This window comes from Pontibacter anaerobius, assembly GCF_026241195.1.
GTDB classification, from domain to species: Bacteria; Bacteroidota; Bacteroidia; order Cytophagales; family Hymenobacteraceae; genus Pontibacter; species Pontibacter anaerobius.
Genome location: NZ_JAPFQO010000011.1, coordinates 59,803 through 83,224, shown reverse-complemented (window position 1 = coordinate 83,224; position 23,422 = coordinate 59,803). Strand labels below are relative to the sequence as shown.

General features: G+C 50.2%; 25 protein-coding genes. 14 read left to right on the top strand and 11 right to left on the bottom strand.

Features of this window, described 5'->3' with window-relative positions; all coding sequences use genetic code 11:
- The first annotated feature begins 821 nt into the window (after window positions 1–821).
- The 6 genes from OO017_RS16210 to OO017_RS16185 all read left to right on the top strand — a co-directional run bounded on the left by OO017_RS16210 (window position 822) and on the right by OO017_RS16185 (window position 8,851).
- Window positions 822–1,226, top strand: coding sequence for a hypothetical protein (locus OO017_RS16210; protein ID WP_266053736.1), 405 nt, complete (start codon window positions 822–824; stop codon window positions 1,224–1,226).
- A gap of 80 nt (window positions 1,227–1,306) precedes the next feature.
- Window positions 1,307–4,156, top strand: a complete 2,850-nt coding sequence (locus OO017_RS16205; protein ID WP_266053734.1) for a M16 family metallopeptidase — start codon at window positions 1,307–1,309, stop codon at window positions 4,154–4,156.
- 217 nt (window positions 4,157–4,373) lie between these two features.
- Complete coding sequence (locus OO017_RS16200; protein ID WP_266053733.1) at window positions 4,374–5,207, top strand: M48 family metalloprotease; 834 nt, start codon at window positions 4,374–4,376, stop codon at window positions 5,205–5,207.
- A gap of 57 nt (window positions 5,208–5,264) precedes the next feature.
- A complete protein-coding gene (locus OO017_RS16195; RefSeq protein ID WP_266053732.1) occupies window positions 5,265–6,410 on the top strand; it encodes an App1 family protein phosphatidate phosphatase in 1,146 nt (381 codons plus the stop codon).
- A 193-nt stretch (window positions 6,411–6,603) separates the two neighbouring features.
- Window positions 6,604–8,256, top strand: coding sequence for an alpha-amylase family protein (locus OO017_RS16190; RefSeq protein ID WP_266053730.1), 1,653 nt, complete (start codon window positions 6,604–6,606; stop codon window positions 8,254–8,256).
- A 70-nt stretch (window positions 8,257–8,326) separates the two neighbouring features.
- A complete protein-coding gene (locus OO017_RS16185) occupies window positions 8,327–8,851 on the top strand; it encodes a GreA/GreB family elongation factor (RefSeq protein WP_266053729.1) in 525 nt (174 codons plus the stop codon).
- A 125-nt stretch (window positions 8,852–8,976) separates the two neighbouring features.
- Here the strand turns inward: OO017_RS16185 and OO017_RS16180 are convergent, their stop codons facing one another.
- Complete coding sequence (locus tag OO017_RS16180) at window positions 8,977–9,432, bottom strand: YybH family protein (protein WP_266053728.1); 456 nt, start codon at window positions 9,430–9,432, stop codon at window positions 8,977–8,979.
- The gene (gene mtgA, locus OO017_RS16175; protein ID WP_266053726.1) at window positions 9,422–10,156 is read right to left on the bottom strand and encodes a monofunctional biosynthetic peptidoglycan transglycosylase; all 735 of its coding nucleotides are present in this window, start codon (window positions 10,154–10,156) and stop codon (window positions 9,422–9,424) included. The genes OO017_RS16180 and mtgA overlap by 11 nt, the downstream gene beginning before the upstream one ends.
- 169 nt (window positions 10,157–10,325) lie before the next feature.
- Between mtgA and OO017_RS16170 the strand changes: the two genes are divergently transcribed.
- Entirely contained in the window at window positions 10,326–10,967 is a 642-nt protein-coding gene (locus OO017_RS16170; protein WP_266053725.1) for an LON peptidase substrate-binding domain-containing protein, read from the top strand.
- A gap of 21 nt (window positions 10,968–10,988) precedes the next feature.
- Entirely contained in the window at window positions 10,989–12,170 is a 1,182-nt protein-coding gene (locus tag OO017_RS16165) for a metallophosphoesterase (protein ID WP_266053724.1), read from the top strand.
- Here the strand turns inward: OO017_RS16165 and OO017_RS16160 are convergent.
- Window positions 12,167–13,063 (bottom strand): diacylglycerol/lipid kinase family protein, encoded by an 897-nt coding sequence (locus OO017_RS16160; protein ID WP_266053722.1) that lies wholly within the window; start codon window positions 13,061–13,063, stop codon window positions 12,167–12,169. The two genes, OO017_RS16165 and OO017_RS16160, sit on opposite strands and share 4 nt — an antisense overlap.
- A 79-nt stretch (window positions 13,064–13,142) precedes the next feature.
- Window positions 13,143–13,955 (bottom strand): M48 family metalloprotease, encoded by an 813-nt coding sequence (locus OO017_RS16155; RefSeq protein ID WP_266053721.1) that lies wholly within the window; start codon window positions 13,953–13,955, stop codon window positions 13,143–13,145.
- Between the two features lie 236 nt (window positions 13,956–14,191).
- On the opposite strand from OO017_RS16155, the gene OO017_RS16150 reads away from it, so the two are divergent.
- Window positions 14,192–14,389, top strand: coding sequence for a hypothetical protein (locus tag OO017_RS16150; RefSeq protein WP_266053720.1), 198 nt, complete (start codon window positions 14,192–14,194; stop codon window positions 14,387–14,389).
- A 79-nt stretch (window positions 14,390–14,468) separates the two neighbouring features.
- On the opposite strand, the gene OO017_RS16145 is transcribed toward OO017_RS16150, so the two are convergent.
- Complete coding sequence (locus OO017_RS16145) at window positions 14,469–15,281, bottom strand: murein L,D-transpeptidase catalytic domain family protein (protein ID WP_266053719.1); 813 nt, start codon at window positions 15,279–15,281, stop codon at window positions 14,469–14,471.
- 268 nt (window positions 15,282–15,549) lie between these two features.
- Here OO017_RS16145 and OO017_RS16140 point away from each other — a divergent pair, with 268 nt between their 5' ends.
- Window positions 15,550–15,957, top strand: a complete 408-nt coding sequence (locus OO017_RS16140) for a hypothetical protein (protein WP_266053718.1) — start codon at window positions 15,550–15,552, stop codon at window positions 15,955–15,957.
- A 39-nt stretch (window positions 15,958–15,996) separates the two neighbouring features.
- Here OO017_RS16140 and OO017_RS16135 read toward each other — a convergent pair whose 3' ends face one another.
- Window positions 15,997–16,392 carry a hypothetical protein gene (locus tag OO017_RS16135; RefSeq protein WP_266053716.1) on the bottom strand — a complete coding sequence of 132 codons (396 nt, stop codon included), beginning with the start codon at window positions 16,390–16,392 and terminating at the stop codon, window positions 15,997–15,999.
- A 310-nt stretch (window positions 16,393–16,702) separates the two neighbouring features.
- On the opposite strand from OO017_RS16135, the gene OO017_RS16130 reads away from it, so the two are divergent.
- Entirely contained in the window at window positions 16,703–16,936 is a 234-nt protein-coding gene (locus tag OO017_RS16130; RefSeq protein WP_266053715.1) for a hypothetical protein, read from the top strand.
- A 96-nt stretch (window positions 16,937–17,032) separates the two neighbouring features.
- Here OO017_RS16130 and OO017_RS16125 read toward each other — a convergent pair whose 3' ends face one another.
- Both OO017_RS16125 and OO017_RS16120 read right to left on the bottom strand, forming a co-directional pair.
- Entirely contained in the window at window positions 17,033–17,491 is a 459-nt protein-coding gene (locus OO017_RS16125) for a DUF4199 domain-containing protein (RefSeq protein ID WP_266053714.1), read from the bottom strand.
- A 52-nt stretch (window positions 17,492–17,543) separates the two neighbouring features.
- Entirely contained in the window at window positions 17,544–18,014 is a 471-nt protein-coding gene (locus OO017_RS16120) for a DUF4199 family protein (RefSeq protein WP_266053712.1), read from the bottom strand.
- 339 nt (window positions 18,015–18,353) lie between these two features.
- On the opposite strand from OO017_RS16120, the gene OO017_RS16115 reads away from it, so the two are divergent.
- Both OO017_RS16115 and OO017_RS16110 read left to right on the top strand, forming a co-directional pair.
- Window positions 18,354–19,979: an ABC-F family ATP-binding cassette domain-containing protein gene (locus OO017_RS16115; protein WP_266053710.1), complete on the top strand. Its 1,626-nt coding sequence runs from the start codon at window positions 18,354–18,356 to the stop codon at window positions 19,977–19,979.
- A 31-nt stretch (window positions 19,980–20,010) separates the two neighbouring features.
- Complete coding sequence (locus OO017_RS16110) at window positions 20,011–20,724, top strand: hypothetical protein (protein ID WP_266053709.1); 714 nt, start codon at window positions 20,011–20,013, stop codon at window positions 20,722–20,724.
- A gap of 71 nt (window positions 20,725–20,795) precedes the next feature.
- Here the strand turns inward: OO017_RS16110 and OO017_RS16105 are convergent, their stop codons facing one another.
- Window positions 20,796–20,945, bottom strand: a complete 150-nt coding sequence (locus OO017_RS16105; RefSeq protein WP_115566706.1) for a lmo0937 family membrane protein — start codon at window positions 20,943–20,945, stop codon at window positions 20,796–20,798.
- 63 nt (window positions 20,946–21,008) lie between these two features.
- Window positions 21,009–21,161: a lmo0937 family membrane protein gene (locus tag OO017_RS16100; protein ID WP_266053706.1), complete on the bottom strand. Its 153-nt coding sequence runs from the start codon at window positions 21,159–21,161 to the stop codon at window positions 21,009–21,011.
- A 398-nt stretch (window positions 21,162–21,559) separates the two neighbouring features.
- On the opposite strand from OO017_RS16100, the gene OO017_RS16095 reads away from it, so the two are divergent.
- Window positions 21,560–22,450 carry a 3-hydroxyacyl-CoA dehydrogenase family protein gene (locus OO017_RS16095; RefSeq protein ID WP_266053704.1) on the top strand — a complete coding sequence of 297 codons (891 nt, stop codon included), beginning with the start codon at window positions 21,560–21,562 and terminating at the stop codon, window positions 22,448–22,450.
- Between the two features lie 132 nt (window positions 22,451–22,582).
- Here the strand turns inward: OO017_RS16095 and OO017_RS16090 are convergent, their stop codons facing one another.
- Window positions 22,583–23,395 carry a 2,3,4,5-tetrahydropyridine-2,6-dicarboxylate N-succinyltransferase gene (locus OO017_RS16090; RefSeq protein WP_266053703.1) on the bottom strand — a complete coding sequence of 271 codons (813 nt, stop codon included), beginning with the start codon at window positions 23,393–23,395 and terminating at the stop codon, window positions 22,583–22,585.
- Between the last annotated feature and the right edge of the window lie 27 nt (window positions 23,396–23,422).

Genomic DNA, 23,422 nt, shown 5'->3' with positions numbered 1-23,422 from the left:
CTGCTTTGGCTAAAGTATAAGCTCCGTTGCATGGCAGCTGCCGTTGCGCGGACAGGTTACAAACTGTCCCTACAGTTGTAAACCCACCCCTAGCCCCTTTCGACAGGGGAATTTCACCTCTCCCCAGCCCTCTCCTTTTCTCGAGGGCCCCTACCCCCAAAACAGGAGAGGGAGATTTCGGCAGACGATTGTCATCCCCCTGCCCCCTTCAAAGGGGGACTTGGTTCAAGCTTCGTGAGCAGTGGCTATTAAGAACTGTTCCCAGTCTTTCCGTTGAGCGCCTTGTGAGATCCGGTGCCACGTTAGTGGCAGCGCCCTGGCGCAGGAGGGAACACAGCGCGATGCGGGAAGACGAGCCCTCCCGGGCCTGAGGGAGCCAAGGCCTGAGGTGAAACAGTAGGTTCGTAAGACTGAGAATCAGCAGCAGCTAGTAAGGATAGCTTGCTTCAAGTTGCAGAAAGCAGCGGCTATGGATAAGTATGCGGATTAGGAAATCCGCGGCAGAGAGGTTCCGGACAGGGATGTCCGGAACAGCGGGTAGCTTAGCTCAAGTTATAGGAAGCAGCAGCCACTAATGTATAAATCGACAAGTATGAAGTATAGCTAAAGTATAAAGTATGGCTACAGTTGCGTTACAAACGCAACATCATAAAAAGACACAAGTCTGAAGACTTGCGCCAGAAGAGGTATAGCCGAAGTATAAAAAGATCATCAACCAGCTAGCAAGTATAGCCTGAGAAGTATAAGCAATAACTCCTCCCTTTCCTACTTTCAGCTTTCATCCTTATATTTACAACCTACACAAACCCCAGCACCGCAACATGCACAAGAACATCTCTTACCTCTACGCCTTTTTCGGGTTCTTTTTACTGGGCTGCGGCGTAGTGGCCGTGGATCTGGCCGGAGAGCAGGCCAACACTGCCTTGATTACCGGGGCCGTTGGTGGTTTAATGGGGCTTACGGCAGGGCACTTCCTGAACCGTGGCAAGCGCTGGGGCTTTACGCTCGGAACCATAGAGGCTGGTTTGCTTACCCTGTTGCTGGGCTGGCGTGCGGGCACCTACTTTATCCGGCTGCTGGGTATGGTGCAGCAACCACTGGGGCCGGACGCTACCGAAACAGCAGGTATGGCTTTCCTGCTGACCACGGCCATGCTCGTTATCTCACTGCTCACACTCACCGTTTCTGTTATGTTTGCCAAACAAGTGTTAAGCGAGACAAAATAGCCATTCGTCTATATTATTTTCAACTACACCTTCTGTTTGCTATATTGTTTGATAAAACATTCACCCAAACATTATAGCACATGATGAATAAAACCGTGCTGAGTATCCTGCTCACTGCAAGCGTAGTAAGCGTTGCCGAGGCTCAGACCAAACTAGTCGAAAAGGTTACCAGGCAAGGCGACGAGCTGGTGATCCCCTACACCAAGTATAAACTCCCTAACGGACTTACTTTAATCGTACACGAGGATCACTCAGACCCGGTAGTACACGTGGATGTAACCTACCATGTAGGCTCGGCGCGTGAGGAGGTTGGCAAGTCCGGCTTCGCGCACTTTTTTGAGCACATGATGTTCCAGGGCTCCGATAACGTGGCCGATGAGGAGCACTTCAAGATCGTTTCTGAATCGGGAGGTACGCTGAACGGAACCACTAACCGCGATCGCACCAACTACTTCGAAACCGTGCCTAGTAACCAGCTGGCAACGGCACTGTGGCTGGAGGCCGACCGCATGGGCTTTTTATTGGATGCCGTAACGCAGCCGAAATTTGAGGTGCAGCGCGAAACTGTAAAGAACGAGCGCGGCCAGAACTACGACAACCGCCCGTATGGCCTGGTGTATGAGATGACATCCAAGAACCTGTACCCCTACGGACACCCCTATTCCTGGACCACCATCGGGTATATTGAGGACCTGAACCGCGTAAACGTAAACGACCTGAAGAACTTCTTCCTGCGCTGGTACGGCCCTAATAACGCTACCCTTACCGTGGGCGGCGACGTGAAGCCGGAAGAGGTAGTGAAGCTGGTAGAGAAATACTTCGGCTCGATACCTGCCGGACCTGCCGTGCAGGACATGAAACCGCAAATGGCCAAGCTGGAGAAAGACCGCTATGTTAGCTACGAGGACAACATCCGTTTCCCGATGCTGCGCATGACCTTCCCAACTCCTGAGTCCGGGCACAAAGACGAGCCGGCGCTGGACGTATTGGCCGAGATCCTGGGGCAGGGTAAAACGTCTATCTTCTACAAAAACTTTGTGAAGGAGCAGAAAGCCATGCAGGCCTCAGTGTACAACTCCACTTCTGAGCTGGCCGGTGAGTTCAGCATTACTGTGCTCGCTTACCCTAACACGCCACTGGCGCAAACCGAGGAGCTAGCCCGTAAATCCATAGCAGAGTTTGAGACACGCGGCATCAACGATGAGGACCTGCAGCGCTTCAAAGCACAGGCAGAATCCAGCCTGATCAACCGCATGGCCAGCGTGAGCGGCAAAGTATCGCAGCTGGCATACTATGAGACCTTCCGAAACAACGCAAACTATCTGCAGGAAGAAATAAAGCGCCTGCAGTCGGTTACGAAAGAAGATGTGCAGCGCGTGTATAACCAGTACATCAAGGGCAAGCCCGCGGTAATGCTGAGCGTGGTGCCAAAAGGAAAAGCCGAGTTGCTGGCCAAAGCTGATGACTACACTATCTCTAAAGATGGCTACACGGCAGGTGCAGATGAGTACAGCGGCCTGAAGTATACCAAGGCTGTGGATACCTTTGACCGTACCAAGCGCCCGGGCGCAGGCGAGAACCCGGTAGTGGCAGTACCGAACTACTATACCAGCAAGTTCAAGAACGGCCTGAAGATGATCGGCACGAACACCAACGAGATTCCGACGGTTACCATGCAGCTTACCATCAAAGGGGGCCACAGGCTGTCGGCTAACGACCCAAGCAAGGCAGGTATTTCCAGCCTTACTGCAGACATGCTGAACGAGGACACCCAAAACTATACTTCAGAGCAGTTCAGCAACGAACTCGACAAACTGGGTAGCTCCATCCGCATCGGCTCCGGCTCAAACGATACGTACATCACAGTACAGTCGCTGAAAAAGAACCTGGACAAGACGCTTGCCCTGCTGGAAGAACGCTTGTTCAGACCGAAGTTTACGCAAGAGGATTTTGACCGCCTGAAGAAGCAGCAACTGGAAGGTATCGCGAACCAGGCCACGCAACCAACCGCTATCGCTAATAACGTGTATAGCAAACTGCTTTATGGCGAAGGCAGCGTAATGGCCATACCTGTTTCTGGTACAGCCGAAACCGTAGAGAACATCACGCTGGAGGATGTGAAGAAGTTCTACAACGACAACTACTCTCCTTCTGTGTCGCAGCTGGTTGTGGTAGGCGATATTTCCGAGAAAGAGTTGATGGGCAAGCTGAAATTCCTGAAGAAATGGAAGAAGAAGAACGTGCAGCTGCCAGCCGACGTGAAAACACCATCCATCGAAAAGACCCGCATTTACCTGGTAGATAAACCGGATGCTGCACAGTCTGAGATCAGGATCGGTTACATGGCCATGCCATTTGATGCCACCGGCGATTACTACAAAGCCGGCCTGATGAACTATAACCTGGGCGGTGCCTTCAACAGCCGCATCAACCTGAACCTGCGCGAAGACAAAGGCTATACCTACGGTGCCCGCTCCTACTTCAGCGGCGGCCATTATGCTGGCCCGTTCACAGCCTCTGCCGGGGTTCGTGCCGATGCCACAGCCGAGTCGGTGACAGAGTTCATGAAAGAGCTGACCGACTTCCACAAAAATGGTATCAAAGAGGATGAACTTCAGTTCATGAAGAGCTCTATAGGCCAGGCCGATGCGCGCCAGTACGAGACGCCATTCCAGAAAGCCGGTTTCCTGGGACGTATTCTGGAATACGACCTAAGCAAGGACTATGTGAAGAAGCAGACCGAGATCCTGAACAACATCACGAAACAGGAGATTGATGCGCTCGCAGCCAAAAACCTGCCGGTTGACAACATGCACATCGTGGTAGTAGGCGATAAAAAGACGGTGCTTCCGAAGCTGGAGGCGCTGAATTATGAGGTTGTGGAGCTTGATACGGACGGCAACCCGATTGCCAGCTCATCCGTAAAATAAACCACATACTACACTAAGAGAGCCCTTGGTTTTACCGAGGGTTTTTTTATTTCCTTTTTGCACTCTTTTTGGCCATAAACCCTGCAACCATAGCCGCGCAAATAAACGTAAAGCAGGTTGCAACGCCGGCAAATATAGCGTTTGGCCATATATTTGCTAAAGGCTGTACAAATATGCAGCTGCGTTGCGTTGCATCTTTATGAGCTTAAACTTTAACATGAAAAAACTAATTTACACCCCTTTGTGGCTAATGGCGCTAACAGGTATGCTTGCGTTTAGCAGCTGCGACAACAATGATGGCGTTATCTTCTCTATTCAGGATGACATAAACCTGGGGCAGCAGGTTGCCCACGAAGTAGACTCTACTTACCGCGCACAGGGCAAGTTGCTGGAGCGCAACAGCACTAACACAAACACCCAGAAAGCTTACCAGAACCTGGACCGCATCGTGAACAGGGTGCTTACCTCCGGCGAAGTGAAGTATCAGCAGGAATTCCCGTGGACGGTCAAGATCATTAAGGATGATGAGACCCTGAATGCCTTTGCCTCTCCCGGTGGCCAGATCTATGTTTTTACCGGCCTGATCAAGTTCCTGGACGATGAGGACCATTTTGCCGGCGTGCTGGCCCACGAGATTGCCCATGCCGACCTGCGCCATAGCGTAAAGCAGCTGCAGCGCGACTACGGCATAGCCTTGCTGCTTTCGGTGGCGCTCGGTAACAACCCCAGTGTGCTGAAGCAGATTGCAGCGCAGCTTACGGGCTCGCTGGCCGGGCTAAAGTTCAGCCGTGATGCCGAAACGGAGGCCGACGAATCCTCGGTGGCTTACCTGGGAGGCACAAACCACTACGCCTGTGATGGGGCAGCCGGCTTCTTCGTGAAAATGGAACAGCAGGAGCAGCAAGGCACGCCACCAGAGTTCCTCAGCACCCACCCTAGCCCCGAAAACCGCATACAGCACATACAGGAGCTGGCACAGGAGCGGGACTGCAGCACCGCATCAGCCCCTGACACTGATTTTCAGCAATTGAAAACCGCCCTTGGGTTATAAAACGTAAAAAGTGCCTGCCCCTACCCGGCAGGCATTTCTTTTTAGAAGCGCAGAACTATGAAAAATATTAAGAAGAGCATCACCAAAACCATACTGAAAGGGGAAGAAAAACTGGACCTGCTCACGTTCGAGCTAAAGAATAAACTACGGCTAAACCGCCCCCTGCAAATAGTGACTTACCGCAGCTACGGCACCCCCGAACGCCTCTATGTAAAAGGCCGTGTGCTGGTAGACAAAGGAATACAGCACTCCGAGGAGAACGATACCACCTGGGAGAACCTCCTGAACATGTACCGCCGCTTCGAGAGCGATGAGATACCCAACGCGCGCGTGCAGCTCTGCCTGCAGAACAAACACTACGATATCACCACAGATATTGAAGGCTATTTTGTGCTGAACCTGCACCCTGAAGAACCACTTCATCTGGAGGACATCTGGCACCCGATAGAATTGGAACTTATAGAGGCACCAGTACACAACTTTGAAACCGGTATTAAAGAAACAGCCTATGTACTGGTGCCGCCACCAGATGCGGAGTACGGCATCATCTCCGATATTGACGACACCATTGTGCGTACGGGGGCCACAAGCCTGCTGCAGACAGGCCGGAATGTGCTTTTGAACAATGCCCATAGCCGCATCCCTTTTCACGGGGTTTCGCAGTTTTATAAATCGCTGCAACTGGGGCGCAACGGCAAACGCAATAACCCGTTTTTCTACGTAAGCAGCAGCCCCTGGAACAACTACGACCTGCTATACCACTTCCTGGAGCTGAACGAGATACCGCAGGGCCCCCTCCTGCTCCGCGATTTTGGGATAGATGAAAGCAAGCTGGGCCATAGTGACCACATGAGCCACAAGTATAAGGAGATCGAGAATATCCTGATCACCTATCCGCACCTCAACTTTATACTTATAGGCGATAGCGGCCAGCAAGATGCGCCTATTTACCATGAGGTTGTGAAGAACCACCCGGGACGTATAATGGCCATCTACATACGCGACGTGAACATTGAGAAGCGCACACAGGCCGTAACCAAGATTGCCGATGAACTAAAGGCCAACGGAGAGGTGGAAATGGTGCTTGTAAAAGACACGGCCGCTGCGGCAGCACACGCTGCAGAGAAAGGGTTTATACTTGTAGAGGAGGTGAAAGAGGTAGAGAAAGAGGCAGAGCTTGACGAGGAAGGCGATACCAACTAAGTATAATATCAGCTGGACCAGCAACAGGCGCGGAGATTTACCTGCGCCTGTTTTGTTTTTAAGCCTGTATGCTGCTGCCCCTATTGTGCCCTACTAAGTATAAACTCAGCTCTTTGCCAACTGTATCCATACTTGTTCCCGTACAAGACATAAATCATACATAGCCTATACTTCATTAAAAACTCCCGCAACTATGACAGAAGAGCTTTGGTACAAGAATGCCATTATCTACAGCCTGGACCTCGAAACCTTTATGGACCTTAACGGGGATGGAGTCGGAGATTTTCAGGGCCTGGCCCGCCGTCTTGATTACCTGCATGCCATGGGCATAGACACAGTCTGGCTCGCTCCCTTTCAGCCTACACCCAACAAGGATAACGGTTACGACGTGAAGGACTATTACGGGGTAGACCAGCGGCATGGTAGCAGCGGCAATTTTGTGGAGTTTATGCACCAGGCCAACAAGCGCGGCATTAAGGTTATCATTGATCTGGTGGTGAACCATACTTCTGATGAGCACCCCTGGTTTCAGGATGCACGCCAGGGTAAAGACGCCAAGCACCACGACTGGTATGTATGGTCTGATAAAAAACCATCGGACTGGAACAAAGGCATGGTTTTCCCGGGGGTGCAGGAGGCCACCTGGACCTATGACAAGAAAGCCAAGGCCTACTACTTCCACCGCTTCTATGAGTTTCAACCTGACCTGAACATGGATAACCCGGAGGTACGCGAAGAAATAAACCGTATAATTGGCTTTTGGCTAGAGTTAGGCGTGGCCGGTTTTAGGGTTGATGCCGTGCCGTTTATACTTGAAACTCCCGCGCCGGGGCCGGCTAAGCCTTCCTTAAAGTTTGAGTACCTGATGCAGATACGCCGCTTCCTGCAGTGGCGCAGGGGCGATGCCATACTTCTGGGGGAGGCGAATGTGCTACCAAAAGAGAGCAAGGAATATTTTGGCGAGGATGGGGATGGCATTCACCTGATGTTCAACTTCTATGTGAACCAATACATGTTCTATGCGCTGGCCACAAGCGAGATTGAACCATTGAAAGAAGCCCTGGAAGCGACACGCATCTCCTCCTCTCCTACCTCCCAGTGGGCGCACTTCCTGCGTAACCACGATGAGTTGGACCTGGGACGCCTGACGGAAGAACAGCGGCAGAAGGTTTTTGCCCGCTTTGGCCCTGAAGAGAACATGCAACTCTACAACCGGGGTATCCGCCGGAGGTTATCAACTATGTTGGGCAACCGGCAGCAGACGGAGCTGGCGTATAGCCTGATGTTCTCGCTGCCCGGGGCACCGGTCATCCGGTACGGCGACGAGATAGGCATGGGTGATGACCTGAGCCTGAAGGAACGCAATGCGGTGCGCACGCCCATGCAATGGTCCGCAGATAAACAAGCCGGCTTCTCGGAGGCAGATAAACTTATTCACTCCGTCATCGACAAGGGTCCTTACTCCTATCACCACGTAAACGTAGACACCCAGCGCCGTATCCCGGACTCTCTTCTGAACTGGATGACCACCCTGATCCGGCTGCGCCAGGAATGTACAGAAATCGGGTGGGGCGACTGGCAAATTATAGAGACGGACAAGGCGCATGTACTTGCCATGCACTATCACTGGAAAGGAAGCTCGCTGCTGATCTTCCACAACTTTGATGAGAAAGCCCATGAGGTGGTGCTGGACCTGAAGCAAAAGCAAGTACATAGCCTGGTGGACCTGATGCAGAACGAGGAAAGTGTTGCAGATAAAAAAGGCAAGCATCACATAACGCTGGATGCGTACGGTTACCGCTGGTTCCGTGCCGGAGACTTAAGCCACCTGATGCAGAAGGGCTGACCCGATGTACCTCGATTCAACATTCTGTTCAAAGTAAAAACCTACACAAGCATACTTGTATAAAGATAGTATGAGCAGAGCATTTGTAAAAGAAGATGATGCGGGCGAGCCACCCATTATTCCACCACGCGCCGCGCTGCCGCCGGGCGTTACGAACTATGTAACACCGCAAGGCCTAGCACAGCTGCGTACTGAATTGGCGGAGCTGGAGGCAGAAAGAACAAAGGTGGAGGCCAACCGTGAGGATGAGGCTAACCGCACACGCCAGCTCAGCATCTTGAACGGCAGGCTCAGCGCGCTGCATGAGCGCCTGGCAAGTGCCCGTGTCATAGATCCTGCCAGCCAACCTGCAAATGAGGTACGGTTTGGAGCCAAAGTTACCCTACAAACTATTAAAGGCCCGAAGCCTGGCATGAAACGTACTTTTACAATTGTAGGGGTGGATGAGGCAGATGTGGCAGCAGGAAAGATTGCTTTCGTAGCTCCCATAGCCCGCGCTGTGGGTGGCGCAAGGGTTGGGCAGACGGTCAGCTTGAAATTAGGACGAAACGAGGAGCTGGTAGAGGTTACCAGGATTACTTACCCTGCGGAGTAGTTAAACGAACTTCTATAGCAGTAGTTGAATTGAGCCTAGGTACGAGCTGAAAGCCGCGACATACTTGAAATGCCGTTCCCGCTTTAGTCCACTGCAAGTTCGACATTCAGACAATGCTTCCGCTTCTAGCTAGAGTGATCGGCAATGATCTTCCACCCTTCCGGAAATTTCCTGAAGATGACGGAGAAATGGCCTTGCAGGTCCCCTTTGTCGGCATCGCGCAGCAGGTGCCATTTGCCAACCACCAGCATCGTTTCCGGGGAGAGCATACGAAACTCTTTCAAGTCGAAATTAAGCTTGCCCATGGCTGATACATCGGGGTAGCTTTTTTTATAGTTATCCAGGGTTTGCTGCCAGCCGTAGGTAAGCCCGCGCGAACCGATAAACAAAAGAGAGTCTGACTTCCAGTAGCCCTGCATATAACACTCCAAGTCGCCTGTGCTCCAGCATTGCGCCTGCTCCTCCAGTACCTGTCGTACTTCGGCCCTCGCATCGGTAACAGCAGGTTGTTTTTGGCTGCTCACACAGGCACTCATACTTAAGAGGCAAAGCGCCAGCAGGATGTAAAGTCTATTTCTCATCTTTCTCCGGTAAAATCTCTTTAATGTACGTGGCGCCCCCTAAGCGGCCCATTGCCCTGGCTATGCGCACCCTCCGGCCAAGAATGTAACCTGATGGGCGGTTAGCGGAATACCTGATCGGGTTTGGCAGTACTGCCGCCAGCAACGAGGCTTGCCACCGCCCCACTTCACTTGCTGGTTTTTTAAAGTACTGCCGGGATGCGGCCTCCACCCCGAAAACGCCATCGCCCATCTCGGCAATGTTCAGGTATACTTCCAGGATGCGCTGCTTTCCCCACAGCACCTCTATCAGCACGGTGAAATACGCCTCTACCGCCTTACGAAGGTAACTGCGCCCGTGCCATAGAAAAACGTTCTTGGCTACCTGCTGGCTAATGGTGCTGCCGCCTCTCATATTCCCTCCCTTCTGGTTCCGCTGAAAGGCGTCTGATATGGCGTCAAAATCGAACCCGCTGTGTTGCAGAAACTTCTGGTCCTCTGAGGCCACAACGGCCAAAGGCAGCTGGTCCGACATCTCCTCCAACGATACGAATTTATACTTGATGCCCGGGTTTTCTTTGCCGGTGGCACCTGCCTCGGCTCTGCGCTTAAGCATGTGCAGCGTAGCCGGTGGCGCTACCCATCGGTATACCAGCACCCACGCCACACTTATCAGGAAAAGGCTGAGTACCAGCTTCACGAAAAGCAGCTTTATTTGCCTTAACCCCAGTCTTTTTTTAGCCATTCTGATGCACTGTCATTCGGCCGCAAAGGTAAGGAGTTTGGAGTATTTTCCTAACACGGCAAAGCCAGCCCCGAACGTAAGCCCTGCCGCAAGCGTAGGGTAAATCAGGGATGCGAGGTATACTTATACTTTGCGGAAATCCCCTGAAAGTATAAGCAAACAAGACACTATGCCTGAAACTAAATACCTGCCGCTGTTCCCGCTGAACATTGTGGTATTCCCGGAGGAGAAACTGAACCTGCATATTCTTGAGCCGCGTTACAAGCAACTGGTGCTCGACTGTGTGGAGTCCGGAAAGACCTTTGGCATACCCACCTTTATACGGAACGGCGTAGGGCTGTTCGGCACCGAGGTGGAGATACTGAGCATCGAGAAGAAGTATGATAATGGGGAGATGGACATCCGCACCAGGGGGCTACAAATATTCAAGATACAGCAGTTTGATAAAATGGCTCCGGACAGGCTTTATGCAGGCGGCGAGGTGGAGATGGTGGAGAACAAGTATGAGGAGGACATCATCACGAAGATGAAAATAAGGGAGCTGCTGGAAAAGCTCTATGAAACACTCGGGCTTGGGAATTTATACATGGAGCTACCGGAGGACTTTAAAAGCTATGACATTGCGCACCAACTGGGCCTGAACACCGAGCAGGAATACGCCCTGCTACAGCTCCTGAGCGAGACAGAACGGCAGGAGGTTATACTGCTTCACCTGCAGCAGTTACTGCCCTTGCTGCTGGAAACAGAGAAGCTGAAGGAGCGCATTCGCCTAAACGGGCACTTTAAACACCTCACCCCTCCGAACTTTTAAGCCCCGCGCTGTTTATACTATATGCTGGTATACTTCCTCATCATTGTTCCGGTACTCGTGCTCGCATTCTTCGCCTTTAGCTACTGGCAGGAACGCAAGTATAGGCGCAAGCCTTTTTACAAGCTATCGGATGTGGGTTGGCAGCGCCACGCACCGCCCCCCGATACTGATCTTCTGCACTCTGTGGCGCTGCTCGGTGATGTGGGCGCCATTGCCACCGACGGCACCGACCTGGTGCTGCAACTGGCTCAGCAGTGGCAGCACCAGGTCGGTGAAAAAGGTACCATGGTTTTTCTGGGTGATAACCTGTACCCCATCGGTTTGCCGGAAGCAGGTAACCGTCACCGCGACCTGGCCGAGGCTAGGCTCAACACCCTTATCGAAAGTATAAAAAATTACCCGGGGCGGGGAATATTTCTGGGCGGCAACCACGATTGGCTAAAGGGACGCGAGGGTGGCTATGAGCAGCAGCTGCGGCAAGAGCAGTACGTGGAGGAGCACCTGCAGCAGCCTGACAGTTACCTGCCCCCCAAAGGCTGCCCTGGCCCAAGCTGTCTGCAGCTGGCGGATAACCTGCTGCTGGTGGTCATAAACACGCAGTGGTTTGTGCAGCGTGGCTTTAAACCTATGGGCAGCAAGTATGGTTGCCCTTATTCTGACATCGAAGAGTTTTTTGTGCGCCTGAACAAACTACTGAAGCGCAACAGCCACCAACGCATACTTATTACCGCGCACCACCCGCTCTACAGCAACGCCATGCACGGTGGCAAGTTTACCATTAAGCAGCACATTTTTCCGCTCACAGCCCTCCACAAGCGCTTTCTTATTCCGCTGCCGGTGTTTGGGTCGCTGTACCCGTTTTACCGCAAGATGTTCGGGGCTTATGAGGATATGTCGCATGGCAAGTATAAAAAGATGCGCAAACGCCTGGTCCGTATCTTCCATCGGTACGACAACCTGATTTATGTGGGCGGCCACGACCATAACCTGCAGTATTTTGAGGTGCAGGGCAACCACTACATCGTGAGCGGATCGGGTAGTAAGACAGCCTTTGTGAAGAAAGGAGGCAAAGCAACATTTGCGCTGGAGGACCTGGGCTTCTTTGTGCTAAACTGCTACAGCAACGGGCAAGTATGGATAGAGTGCCGCACCGTTTCTGAGTCTCAGGAAAATGGCCTTCTGATGTTCCGGAAAAGGATCTAACCCCCTTTTGGAAGTATAACCTTCAGGCTTTTGGCGTGCATTTCCACCTCTATTTTCTCCGTCGTATCAACCGGTTCTCCGTCAATATGCATCACCTCGTGGTCCAGGTTATAGATAGTGGCGCGCCTGCACTTCAGGATGCGCGTGTACACGCTGGTGTCTATACTATCTGTGTAAAGCTTATAAAGTATACCGATGCTGGCAGCCTTTGGGAAAGGCTCTATCAGGCAGATCTCAAACATACCGTCGTTCAGGATTCCATCCGGATTAATGCTGGCATTAGAGCCCCAGGCATTGGCATTGGCAACCGTCACCATAAAGGCTTTTCCTTCAAAGCTATCCGAGTCTGTCTCTATCCTGTAGTGTTTCGGCTCATAGCTCAGGTACTCCTGCAGCGCAATCCAGGCGTAAGCGCCCGGTCCCCGTGTGTCTCCCTCGCAAAAACGCTGTACCACCAGCGCATTAAAACCAAGGTCGCTGAGGTGGATGGAGGGCATGCCGTTTAGCGTGATGGTATCGATGTTACGGACAACATGTTTATGGATGAGCTCCAGCGCCTCCTCGGTATCCTGTGGTATGTCCAGGTCTTTTGCAAGACCGTTGCCGGAACCCAAGGGTATAATACCCAGGGGCGTGCCGGTGCCAATCAGCAGGTCGCCTACCATACTTACGGTGCCATCGCCTCCAACCGCGTATACGCCTTCAAAGGTGTTGCCGTCCAGCTTTTTCTTCAGTTCCTCCTTATCGTTTTCTCCGGTGGTGGTGTAAATTTCATACTTTATTTCGTGTTCCTGGCAAATTGCCGCGATGTCTTCTTTCAGATCTTCTTTCTCGATATCGCCGGCAATCGGGTTCAGCACGAAGAGTAGGTTTCTGTGCTTATGTAGCTCCATTCTGTTTTGTGTCTTTTCTGTTGTTCTCCATACGCAGAACAACTCGTTGGGTGGTACGGTAAACGTGTTTGCTTGCTGATTATTCGGTTAAGCCCTCAGGCAGACCATTCGGATACTGCTCCTGTATGGCGGCCTCGATCTTTGCCACACGATTGCCTGGGTTAGGGTGCGTCTGCATGAACTCAGGTCCACCACCTGCCCCACCGCTCGCCTCCTCCAGTATCTGCATCACCCGCACCATGGAACGGGGATCATACCCTGCATTTCCGGTAAGCTCCACCGCCAGCACATCCGACTCCAGTTCATCTTCACGGCCATAGCTCATGTTTACCAGTTGCCCGATCATGGCGGCCACTGCAGCTCCGGATCGGCTGGCAGGGTTGTCCGGATCATACGTAGCGATGGCGGCTGCGCCGGTAAGACCTTGTGTTAGCTTTGCCTTGGCCAGCTGCTGCGCCGAGTGCCGCGCCACCACATGCCCAATCTCATGGCCTAGCACCCCGGCAAGCTGCCCCTCAGACTCCAGGCGCCTCAGCAAACCAGCCGTGATAAATATCTGGCCACCAGGCAAAGCAAAGGCATTTACCGTCTGTTCATCGGCAAGCAAATGAAAATCAAACTCATAAGGTGTTTCCTTTACCCGTGTGCTCTGCACCAGCCGTTGCCCGATGGCTTTCACCTCTTGGGCTGCCTGCTGGTCGGGGTGCAGGCCGCCGTACTGCTCCGCCATCTGCGGGGCCGCCTGCAGGCCCAGCGCTATCTCCTGCTCCACGGTCATGTCCACGCGCTGTTCCTCGCCGGTGAACTCATTCTGCTCTGAACTGCACCAATAGGTAACTAACGACACAGCAGCCACCAGCAGTGCGATTATAAATTTTATTGCTCCTCTCATGATTATAGTATCCGTTAACAACCACTGCCAAACATGCAAATGGTACAAAGAAAACGTGTAGCCGTGGGCGCTGGTTGTGTTCTTTAGAAGAAGTCATACTTCGAATTCTTTGGGGGCAGGTGCGGGGCAACAGCAGGCAGATATATAGCAGTATTGTATACTTTATGCCGCGGTTCTCGTAATAAGACATGCTTGCAGCATTAGGCTGCACTTAAGTGAAACAAATAAACAGAACCATGAACCAGAAACGAACATTCGGCACCATTCTCACAGTATTGGGTATTGTGGGTATCATATGGGGTGCCTACGCCTTCCTGATGGGGGGTGATGGCGGCGTGGTAGGCAAGTATACTTCCGCCGTTCCGTTTGTGGTTGGCCTGATTTTCTTCTTCGCAGGAATAAATCTGGTTAAAACCACGAAAGACGAAGCATAACCATCTAACGGATACGTACAAAAAAAAGCCACCTGCTAAAAGTATAGCAGGTGGCTTTTATATTTTCAGAGAGACCGACTTAGATGCTCATCACATCAGTGGCGGCCTTGGCGGCATAGTATTCCACTGCCTTGCTGTCATCCAAGAAGCGGGAAGTATACTTGCTGTCGTTGCCGTGGATGTACAGCACTGATTTGTCTTTGATCGTCTCAATCACATCTTTGGAGATCTCCTTCGGTACGGATGGGCACCCCAGGCTGCGGCCCAGACGGCCATACTGCTTTACAAAATTCTCGCTAACGTAATCGGCTCCGTGTACCACAATGGCTCTTTCCATGGCATTGGAGTTATACCCCTCATCCATCCCCTGCAGGCGCAGTGAGAGGCCATGCTTACCAAAGTAAGTGGCGTCGGTCAGGTAAAAGCCGAGACTGCTCATATAAGAACCGGAAGTGTTGGAGAACTGGGTGGCTTTATCCTGGCCGGTATTGCGGCCATGTGCCACCAGTGTATTAAAAAGTACTTTTTTGGCGTTCAGGTCTATAATCCAGAGGCGCTTCTGTGAGCTGGGCTTTGTAAAATCGACTACTGAAATTATGGATTTCTTCGGGGCCACCACCTGCAGGCGCTTGAAGTTCTGAAACCCTACCACAGCCTTCTCAAAGACCTCGTAAGACAGGCCTTTCTGTTTTAAACCTGCCGCATTGTAAAGCTCCTGCACATGATTGTCAAAAGCCGCCTCTTTTGCAGCCGCAGCACCACCAGCGTTATTTGCGATTACCTCTTTTGTATCCGCCAAAGTAGCAGCCGGTGTGGCAACTGCATGATCAGGGGCAGCAGAAGTAAAGGAAAGAAGACCGAGGGTGATTGCAGTTAAAAACACTCTTACCATAAGTTTAGATTAAGCTTTCTGTTATATGAGTTCGGCTAAAGCAACATGGAAAACCGTGCAAATTGTTCCATGGCTGTAAATTCTATATAGCATCTATAGACTTAAACTAAGACGTTTTTATATAAAATGCAATAGCTATAGCTGCTAAGGCCGCAAATTACCACTACTATCTAACAATATATAGTATAAATACAATTTACCGATTATTTTGGCTTTGCCTTGTGTGGCAAAAGATCTTGCTGCAACTTTATGGCAGTAAATTAAGACTATGGCAAAACGATCTATTATAGCGCAAAGTATAGGCCTCCTGCTGCTGGCAGCCTGCACCACACCAGATAGCCTGAAAGACTTTGACAGCACCACCTGGAAAAACGACCGCTTTGGGTGCGACAACCAGCGAGCCGAACTGGTGGATGACTTTGAGTTGATCCGGAAAGAGATGTATGGCAAGAAAGAGTATGTGGTGCGCAACGTACTGGGCAAGCCCGATAGCGAGGAACTGATGGAGCGCAGCCAGCGCATCTACTTCTATTACATAGAGCCCGGTGCCCAGTGTCAGGACCGGCGCACACGAATGTCGGAGGCAAACCGCGTGCAGGTGCGCATAAACTCCCTCGGCAAAGTATCTGAAATAACCTACTATAAGCCAGTAACAGAAACAGCAAAGCCCGAGTAAAACCCGGGCTTTGCTGTTTTTATGGTTTTCAATACTATCTTATTCTTCGTTCTCGGTAATCAGCTGCGAATCCAGCCTTCCTTCCAGTTTCTGGTACTCGCGCAGCTGCTTCTGTGTCAGTACGCCAATCAGATTCCTGTCGTTTTTCAGCTGAATATTTCTTAGCTCCTTAGAGCGCGATTGCGGGTCGGTGGAGAAACTTGCCTCTGCCTGCTGCAGCTGCTGGTAACGGCTGTTGTTTAGCTGAGTTACCTTGTTGAACTGCTGCTCCGTCAGGCTCAGTTCCTCTTTCATTTCCATACTTGCCATGGTCGGCCCGTCTACCTCCATCGATAACACAACCATATCCAGCGCGTCGTCAGTTGGGTGTAAACGCTGGGCATAGCTAGTTGCTCCTATCAACACCAGTACAAGTATTAGTAAAGATTTTTTCATTTTGAAAGTATAATACGTGTTAGTAGTTAAATGATCCTTTAGCTGTCTTAAACGTACAATGCTTGCGCAAGTTAGGAAAAATATCTGAATATTATATTTTTTATGTATTTTTTTTAACTTTTTTACATTGTCGCACAAAATATTATTTATTAAAGCTATAGCCTACAAGTATTCACTAAATAACCCGTCACTTTCGTAACCATAGCCCTTGTTTCAGGTATACCTTATATATGAATTCTTTAATAGGATTTTTTGCAAGTATAACCGCGAAACACCTTAATTAATAAGGTTTCGATTTAATAAAAACGATATGAGGACAAGGTTTTACAACCCGAGTAAACTAGAGGTAACTTTCGCAAGAGCCGTGAAAGACCTGACGGATCAACTAGAAACAAAATTGGACGAAGGTGAGCGGGTAATAGATACAAAATCTATCCATGATGCTGACAACCCGATGGTTATCTTTAAGCTGGAGGACAAAGAAGGTGACCTGCATGAAGTTGTGATACAGATTATTCAACGGCCAGACAGTATAGTTAAGTAAAGAACATACAGCACAAACAGAAGGGCCGGTCATGAATTCATGACCGGCCCTTCTGTTTGTGCTAAGTAAATCCTATATATTATATATACTATGCTATTAAGGAGCCCCGGGCACCTTGTGTTGGCGTTGCTTAAACCACTGCATGGCTATAAAGGAGATCATCACACCGGAAATGATGCCCTCCAGGAACAGCACCGAGAAGATGACCACGCCCGGCGTCGCCTCTACCCTCTCGCCAAAATATCGCTCCGCCGACAGCATTTCAATCAGCGACTCCCCACCTGTTTTTACATACACCACCATAAAAGCGGCAAAAATAACGGTGCCCACCACAGCAGTTATAATTCCGGTGCCAAGCCCTTTGAAGTATGAAATCTGGCCATCCATTACCAGTCTATATGCCCGAATGGCGAGAACTACGCCCACGGCCATAATCAGGCCGTTCAGGAAACGCAGCTCAATGACGTGCACCAGCCCCAGCAGCTTCATCAGAAAAAAATATATAATCAGTGCCGCAGCTGTAAGCAGGCCATATTTGAGGCCAATCTTTTCCATAGTAGTATTTAGTTAAGGGTGTTTCGGTAATCGTTCTTAGCAGTACGCAGCTTTATACTTGGTTAGGCATGGTATGTTCCGGGCTCTTGAACCACTGCATGGCAATAAAGCCGATGATGAACCCCGGCCATGTGCCATGAGCTACAGCTATCCAGAACATAGAGAGCACAGAAAGCCCCTCCGGGAAAAGAGAGCTTGCGCTCAGCGCCTCAAGATACGTCTTATCCAGCACCGTTACGTACAGCACCAGGAACAACGCAATTATAAGCGATGATGTAAAGGCGGTGATCAAGCCTATCCCCAGCCCATCAAAGTACTTAATGAGGCCATTGTTCAGCCGTTTGAACTTAGAGATGGCAATTACAATTCCGATGATAAGGAATATACCGCTCAGGTAAGAGAGCTCAACAATGTCGGTTAGGCCTAGTACGCGCATCACCAGAAAATATACTATGTGTGCCACACCTACCAGTAAACCATACTTAATAGCAATGTTCTGAAAAGAGACTTTAGCAGAAGCCATGGTGTATAATTTTAATGTTTCTAATCAATCCTTCTAAAAATGAACAGATTAGCTGTTCATTTGGTTATTTATAGACCTCCCTGCGGCACCATAATTGCAGTAGCTTGCAGTGGGCTCCTTAATATTATTGAAATTATATACTATAGATTGCAGGGTGGCGTTGTGGTTTAGCCATGTTTTTTTAGCCAACAACAGCAAAAGCAGTTGGTTTTTAAACACATGCGCTTCAGGCGATACTTATACTTTGTGGCATGCCTAACCGTAAGGAGCACCTAAAACCACGTTTTTATTTCGTAGCTTTGCAGCCAAATCTAACATCATACTTATACTTAAGCCTTTATGATTAGTACGAACAATGTCAGCCTGTCTTATGGCAAGCGCACATTATTTGAAGATGTAACCATCAAGTTTGTTCCTGGTAACTGCTATGGCCTGATTGGGGCTAACGGTGCCGGTAAATCAACTTTCCTGAAAATATTAGCTGGTGATATCGATCCAAACACCGGCACTGTTGAAATCCCTGCCAACGCCCGCCTGGCGGTACTGAAGCAGAACCATTTTGAGTACGACGAGTACCCTGCCCTGCAGACTGTGATCATGGGCCACAAGCGCCTGTGGAGCATAATGGAGGAGAAAGATGCCATTTACGCCAAGCCTGATTTTAACGAGGAGGACGGCCTCCGTGCCGCTGAGTTGGAGGGTGAGTTTGCCGACCTGGAGGGCTGGAACGCCGAGTACGAGGCGGCCGAGCTACTGAGCGGACTTGGCATCACCGAAGACCTGCACCACTCCCTGATGAAGGACCTGAGCGGTAGTGAGAAAGTACGCGTGCTTTTGGCTCAAGCCCTGTTTGGTAACCCGGATATCCTGCTGCTGGACGAGCCTACCAACCACCTGGACGCAGAGTCAATCATGTGGCTGGAGAACTTCCTGGACAACTTCCAGAACACTGTAATCGTGGTGTCGCACGACCGCCACTTCCTGGATGCCGTGTGTACGCACGTAGCCGACATCGATTTTGGCAAGATTAAGATGTATGCCGGTAACTACAGCTTCTGGTATGAGTCTAGCCAATTAGCCCTGAAACAACGCTCCGACGCAAACAAGAAGACAGAGGACAAACGTAAGGAACTGGAGGAATTCATCCGCCGATTCAGCGCCAACGCCTCCAAATCCAAGCAGGCTACCTCCCGTGCCAAGTTGTTGGAGAAGCTTACCGTTGAGGATATCCAACCTTCATCACGTAAATACCCGTACATCGCTTTTAAACCAGAGCGCGAGGCAGGTAACCAGATCCTGAACGTAGAGAACCTGAGTAAGTATGTAGAAGGGCAGCCGATCTTTACGGACATCAGCTTTATGGTTGACAAAGGTGATAAGATTGCCGTTATCGGCCGTAACGATATCGCCGCTTCTACTTTCTTTAAGATTCTTTTTGATGAAGAGAAGCCTGACAGTGGAGAGTTTAAGTGGGGCACGACCATTACATCTTCTTTCTTCCCGAAAGATAACCAGGAGTTCTTCGATACTGACCTGAACCTGGTGGACTGGTTACGCCAGTATTCTACGGAGAAAGACGAGAGCTTTATCCGCGGCTTCCTGGGCCGTATGTTGTTCTCCGGAGAGGAGTCTCTCAAGAAGGCTAACGTACTGTCGGGTGGCGAGAAAGTACGCTGCATGTTCTCCAGAATGATGCTTCAGTCTGGCAACGTGCTGGTGTTCGATGAGCCGACAAACCACCTGGACCTGGAGTCGATCCAGGCTCTGAACAACTCGCTGCGCGATTTTGACGGCACTATCCTGTTCTCGTCGCACGACTTACAGTTTGTGGATACCATTGCTAACCGTATAATAGAGCTTACGCCGAATGGCATTATTGATAAGCGCATGACCTATGAGGAGTACCTGTCGGATGAAGCGATAAAGGAACTGCGCAAAAAAATGTATGCCACGGCCGTAGTATAAAGGACAAGTTAAAAACTATACCTGCAGAACTATGCTGACGCCTTCGCGCCACCTTACTCCTCTTTTGTTGCCGCTTTTGTTTGTACTGTTTGCAAGCACAGGGGCCGCTGCACAGGTGCCTGACACCACCTACCGCAAACCGGAACTGCCTACCGGGCCTCCTGCCCCTGTGGAGCAGCCAAGGCCACGACCGCAGCCACGGGTAAGAGAACAGCCGGAGCCGGAACCGGAGGTAGTGCAACAGCAGGAAAGGGAAGCGCAACCCGAGGAGCAGCTGCGTTTTATCGACAGGTTATACTTTGGCGGAAGCTTTGGCCTGCAATTTGGCACTTACACCAGCATCTCGTTATTGCCAACCATAAGCTATGCCCTTACACCGAAGCTGTATGCGGGTGTGGGCGGTGTGTACCACTACGAGAGCGGCGAGGGCTTTAACCTGCACCACTATGGGGGTCGCGGGCTTGCGCAACTTGAGATGTTCAATATTGGAGATGGTGCAGTACTAGCTCATGCTGAGGCAGAGGTGTTAAGTGTAGCAGTACCTTACTATGACGTGACCGGAAGACGGCATATTGACCGCACAGCCTTAACCATACCTATGATTGGAATTGGCTACCGCCAGCGTTTCTCCAATAACGGGTATTTTGATATGCTGCTGCTGTATAATGGGAACGATGACCCTATAAACCCCTATAGTAACCCGGTGATACGGGTAGGGTTTAACGTTCCTTTTACAAGAAGATAGTGTACGAGTGAGCATAAAAAATGGGCTGCCAATCTAATGGCAGCCCATTTTATTTTAAAGTAAGGCTTTTATCAACCCCGTATGAGGCGAAGCAGCACTACAATAATTGCGATCACTAGCAGAATGTGAATCAGACCACCAACTGCATCAGGGAATCCTAGGAAACCGATCAGCCAGATGATCACGAGTACCACAGCTATTATATACAATAAATTTCCCATAGTTTTGTCTATTTATAGTGTTTGAGTTGATTTTTTTCTTTTAACGTAAATACACGCTGAGGGTTAAGCACTCCTGATTAGGCGCAACAGCACCGCAACAACGGCTAGCACCAACAGCACATGAATTATTCCGCCAACAGCATCCGGGAATCCCAGGAAGCCGATCAGCCAAAAGATCACCAGCACTACGGCGATGATGTAAAGTAAATTTCCCATAGTTTTATATTTGTCTTTGTCCATACATGGCAGGTAAGGGTATCACGCCACCATGCGTTTTGTGTTTTTAATTTTTAGCTTTTACGGTGCTTCATAGCAAAGGATTTATATTATGCAATAATTTTCTATTACAATAGGTAATTTATTCTATATACTTCCTCCTACCCCTTTCCAAAACCTACAAGAACCCAGGCTATTACAGCTTTAAAAAGTATTATACTTAAGAAGCGATCAACGATCAAAGTATAAAATTCTTACTACAATACAGAACAAACCAAGGCTACTTAAGATATATAAATTATAAGTATTTAAAGATTACCTTCTCCCGAACAGAAGTATCAGCATAACTTATTAGCTTTGTATAGATAATAATACTGACATACACATACTATATACCTATGAAGAAAGTAGCAGTAATAGGTTCTGGCACAATGGGCAATGGCATTGCTCATGTCTTCGCACAGAACGGATTCCCTGTATCACTGGTAGATATCTCGGAAGAGGCGCTTCAGAAAGCGATGGGCACCATCTCTAAGAACCTGGACCGCATTGTAGCCAAGGGTAACCTGACAGAAGCACAAAAGCAGCAGACTCTGAACAATATCACCACCTACACAAGTATGCAGGATGGTGTAAAAGATGCGGATCTAGTGGTTGAGGCTGCCACCGAGAACGTGGATCTTAAACTAAAGATCTTCCGTGACCTCGACAGTTTTACTAAACCGGAGGCCATACTTGCCTCCAACACCTCTTCTATCTCTATTACCAAGATCGCCTCTGTTACGGGTCGCCCGGAAAAAGTGATTGGTATGCACTTCATGAACCCGGTGCCGGTAATGAAGCTCGTAGAAATCATTCGCGGTTACTCTACGTCTGATGAAGTTACGCAACAGATCATGGATATGTCTTTACAGTTAGGCAAAGTTCCTACGGAGTGTAACGACTACCCTGGCTTTGTGGCAAACCGTATTCTGATGCCGATGATCAATGAAGCCATCTATAGCTTGTACGAAGGTGTGGCCGGCGTTGAAGAGATTGACACGATCATGAAGTTAGGTATGGCACACCCTATGGGTCCGCTGCAACTAGCCGACTTCATTGGTCTAGATGTATGCCTCTCTATTCTTAACGTGCTGCACGATGGCTTTGGTAACCCGAAATACGCACCATGCCCACTCCTGGTGAACATGGTGCAGGCTGGCCACAAAGGTGTTAAGTCTGGCCAGGGCTTCTACTCCTGGACGCACGGTACGAAAGAGTTAATAGTGGCGGAGAGGTTTAGGAAGTAGTGCATCGATAAGGTAACAAGTATAAGGAGAAAGAGAAAACAGTAGTATCTTTTACAACCTCCTCCATTTCAAAAACTAAAAAAGTCCCTGCCGAACATATCCGCAGGGACTTTTTCATCACATACAACAGAACTACACCGCCACCGCGTGGTCGCGGAGCACGTCGTTCAGGGATGTCTTCAGGTCAGTACTTTCCTTGCGCTGGCCAATGATGAGGGCGCATGGTACCTGAAACTCCCCTGCCGGGAACTTCTTCGTGTAAGAGCCCGGAATTACCACGGAGCGAGGCGGCACATACCCTTTGTAAATCTTCTCCTCAGAACCGGTTACGTCGAATATCTTGGAGCTACCTGTTATGGTAACGCCGGCACCGATCACCGCCTCTTTACCGATGCGGCAACCTTCTACCAATATGCTCCTGGACCCGATAAAGGCACCGTCCTCTATGATAACCGGAGCAGCCTGCACCGGCTCCAGCACCCCGCCAAGGCCCACGCCACCGCTCAGGTGCACGTTTTTGCCTACCTGTGCGCAGCTACCCACCGTAGCCCAAGTATCCACCATAGTTCCGGAATCCACGTAGGCACCAATGTTTACATAAGACGGCATCATCACCACACCTCTCGCCAGGAAAGAACCATAACGGGCCACCGCATGCGGCACCACGCGTACGCCAAGCTGCTCATAGTTTCGCTTCAGCGAGATCTTGTCGTGAAACTCAAACGGGCCAACTTCTATCGTCTTCATGTGCTGGATCGGGAAGTATAGCAGCACCGCCTTTTTCACCCACTCGTTTACAGTCCATTCTTCTCCCTTCGGCTCAGCCACACGAAGTATACCTCTGTCCAGGTCATCTATCACAGAACGGATGGCTTCCACAGTGGCAGAGTCTTTCAGCAGCTCACGGTTATCCCAGGCCTGCTCTATTATTTGTCTTAGCTCCATATTCAAATTGCTTATTACTCAATATTG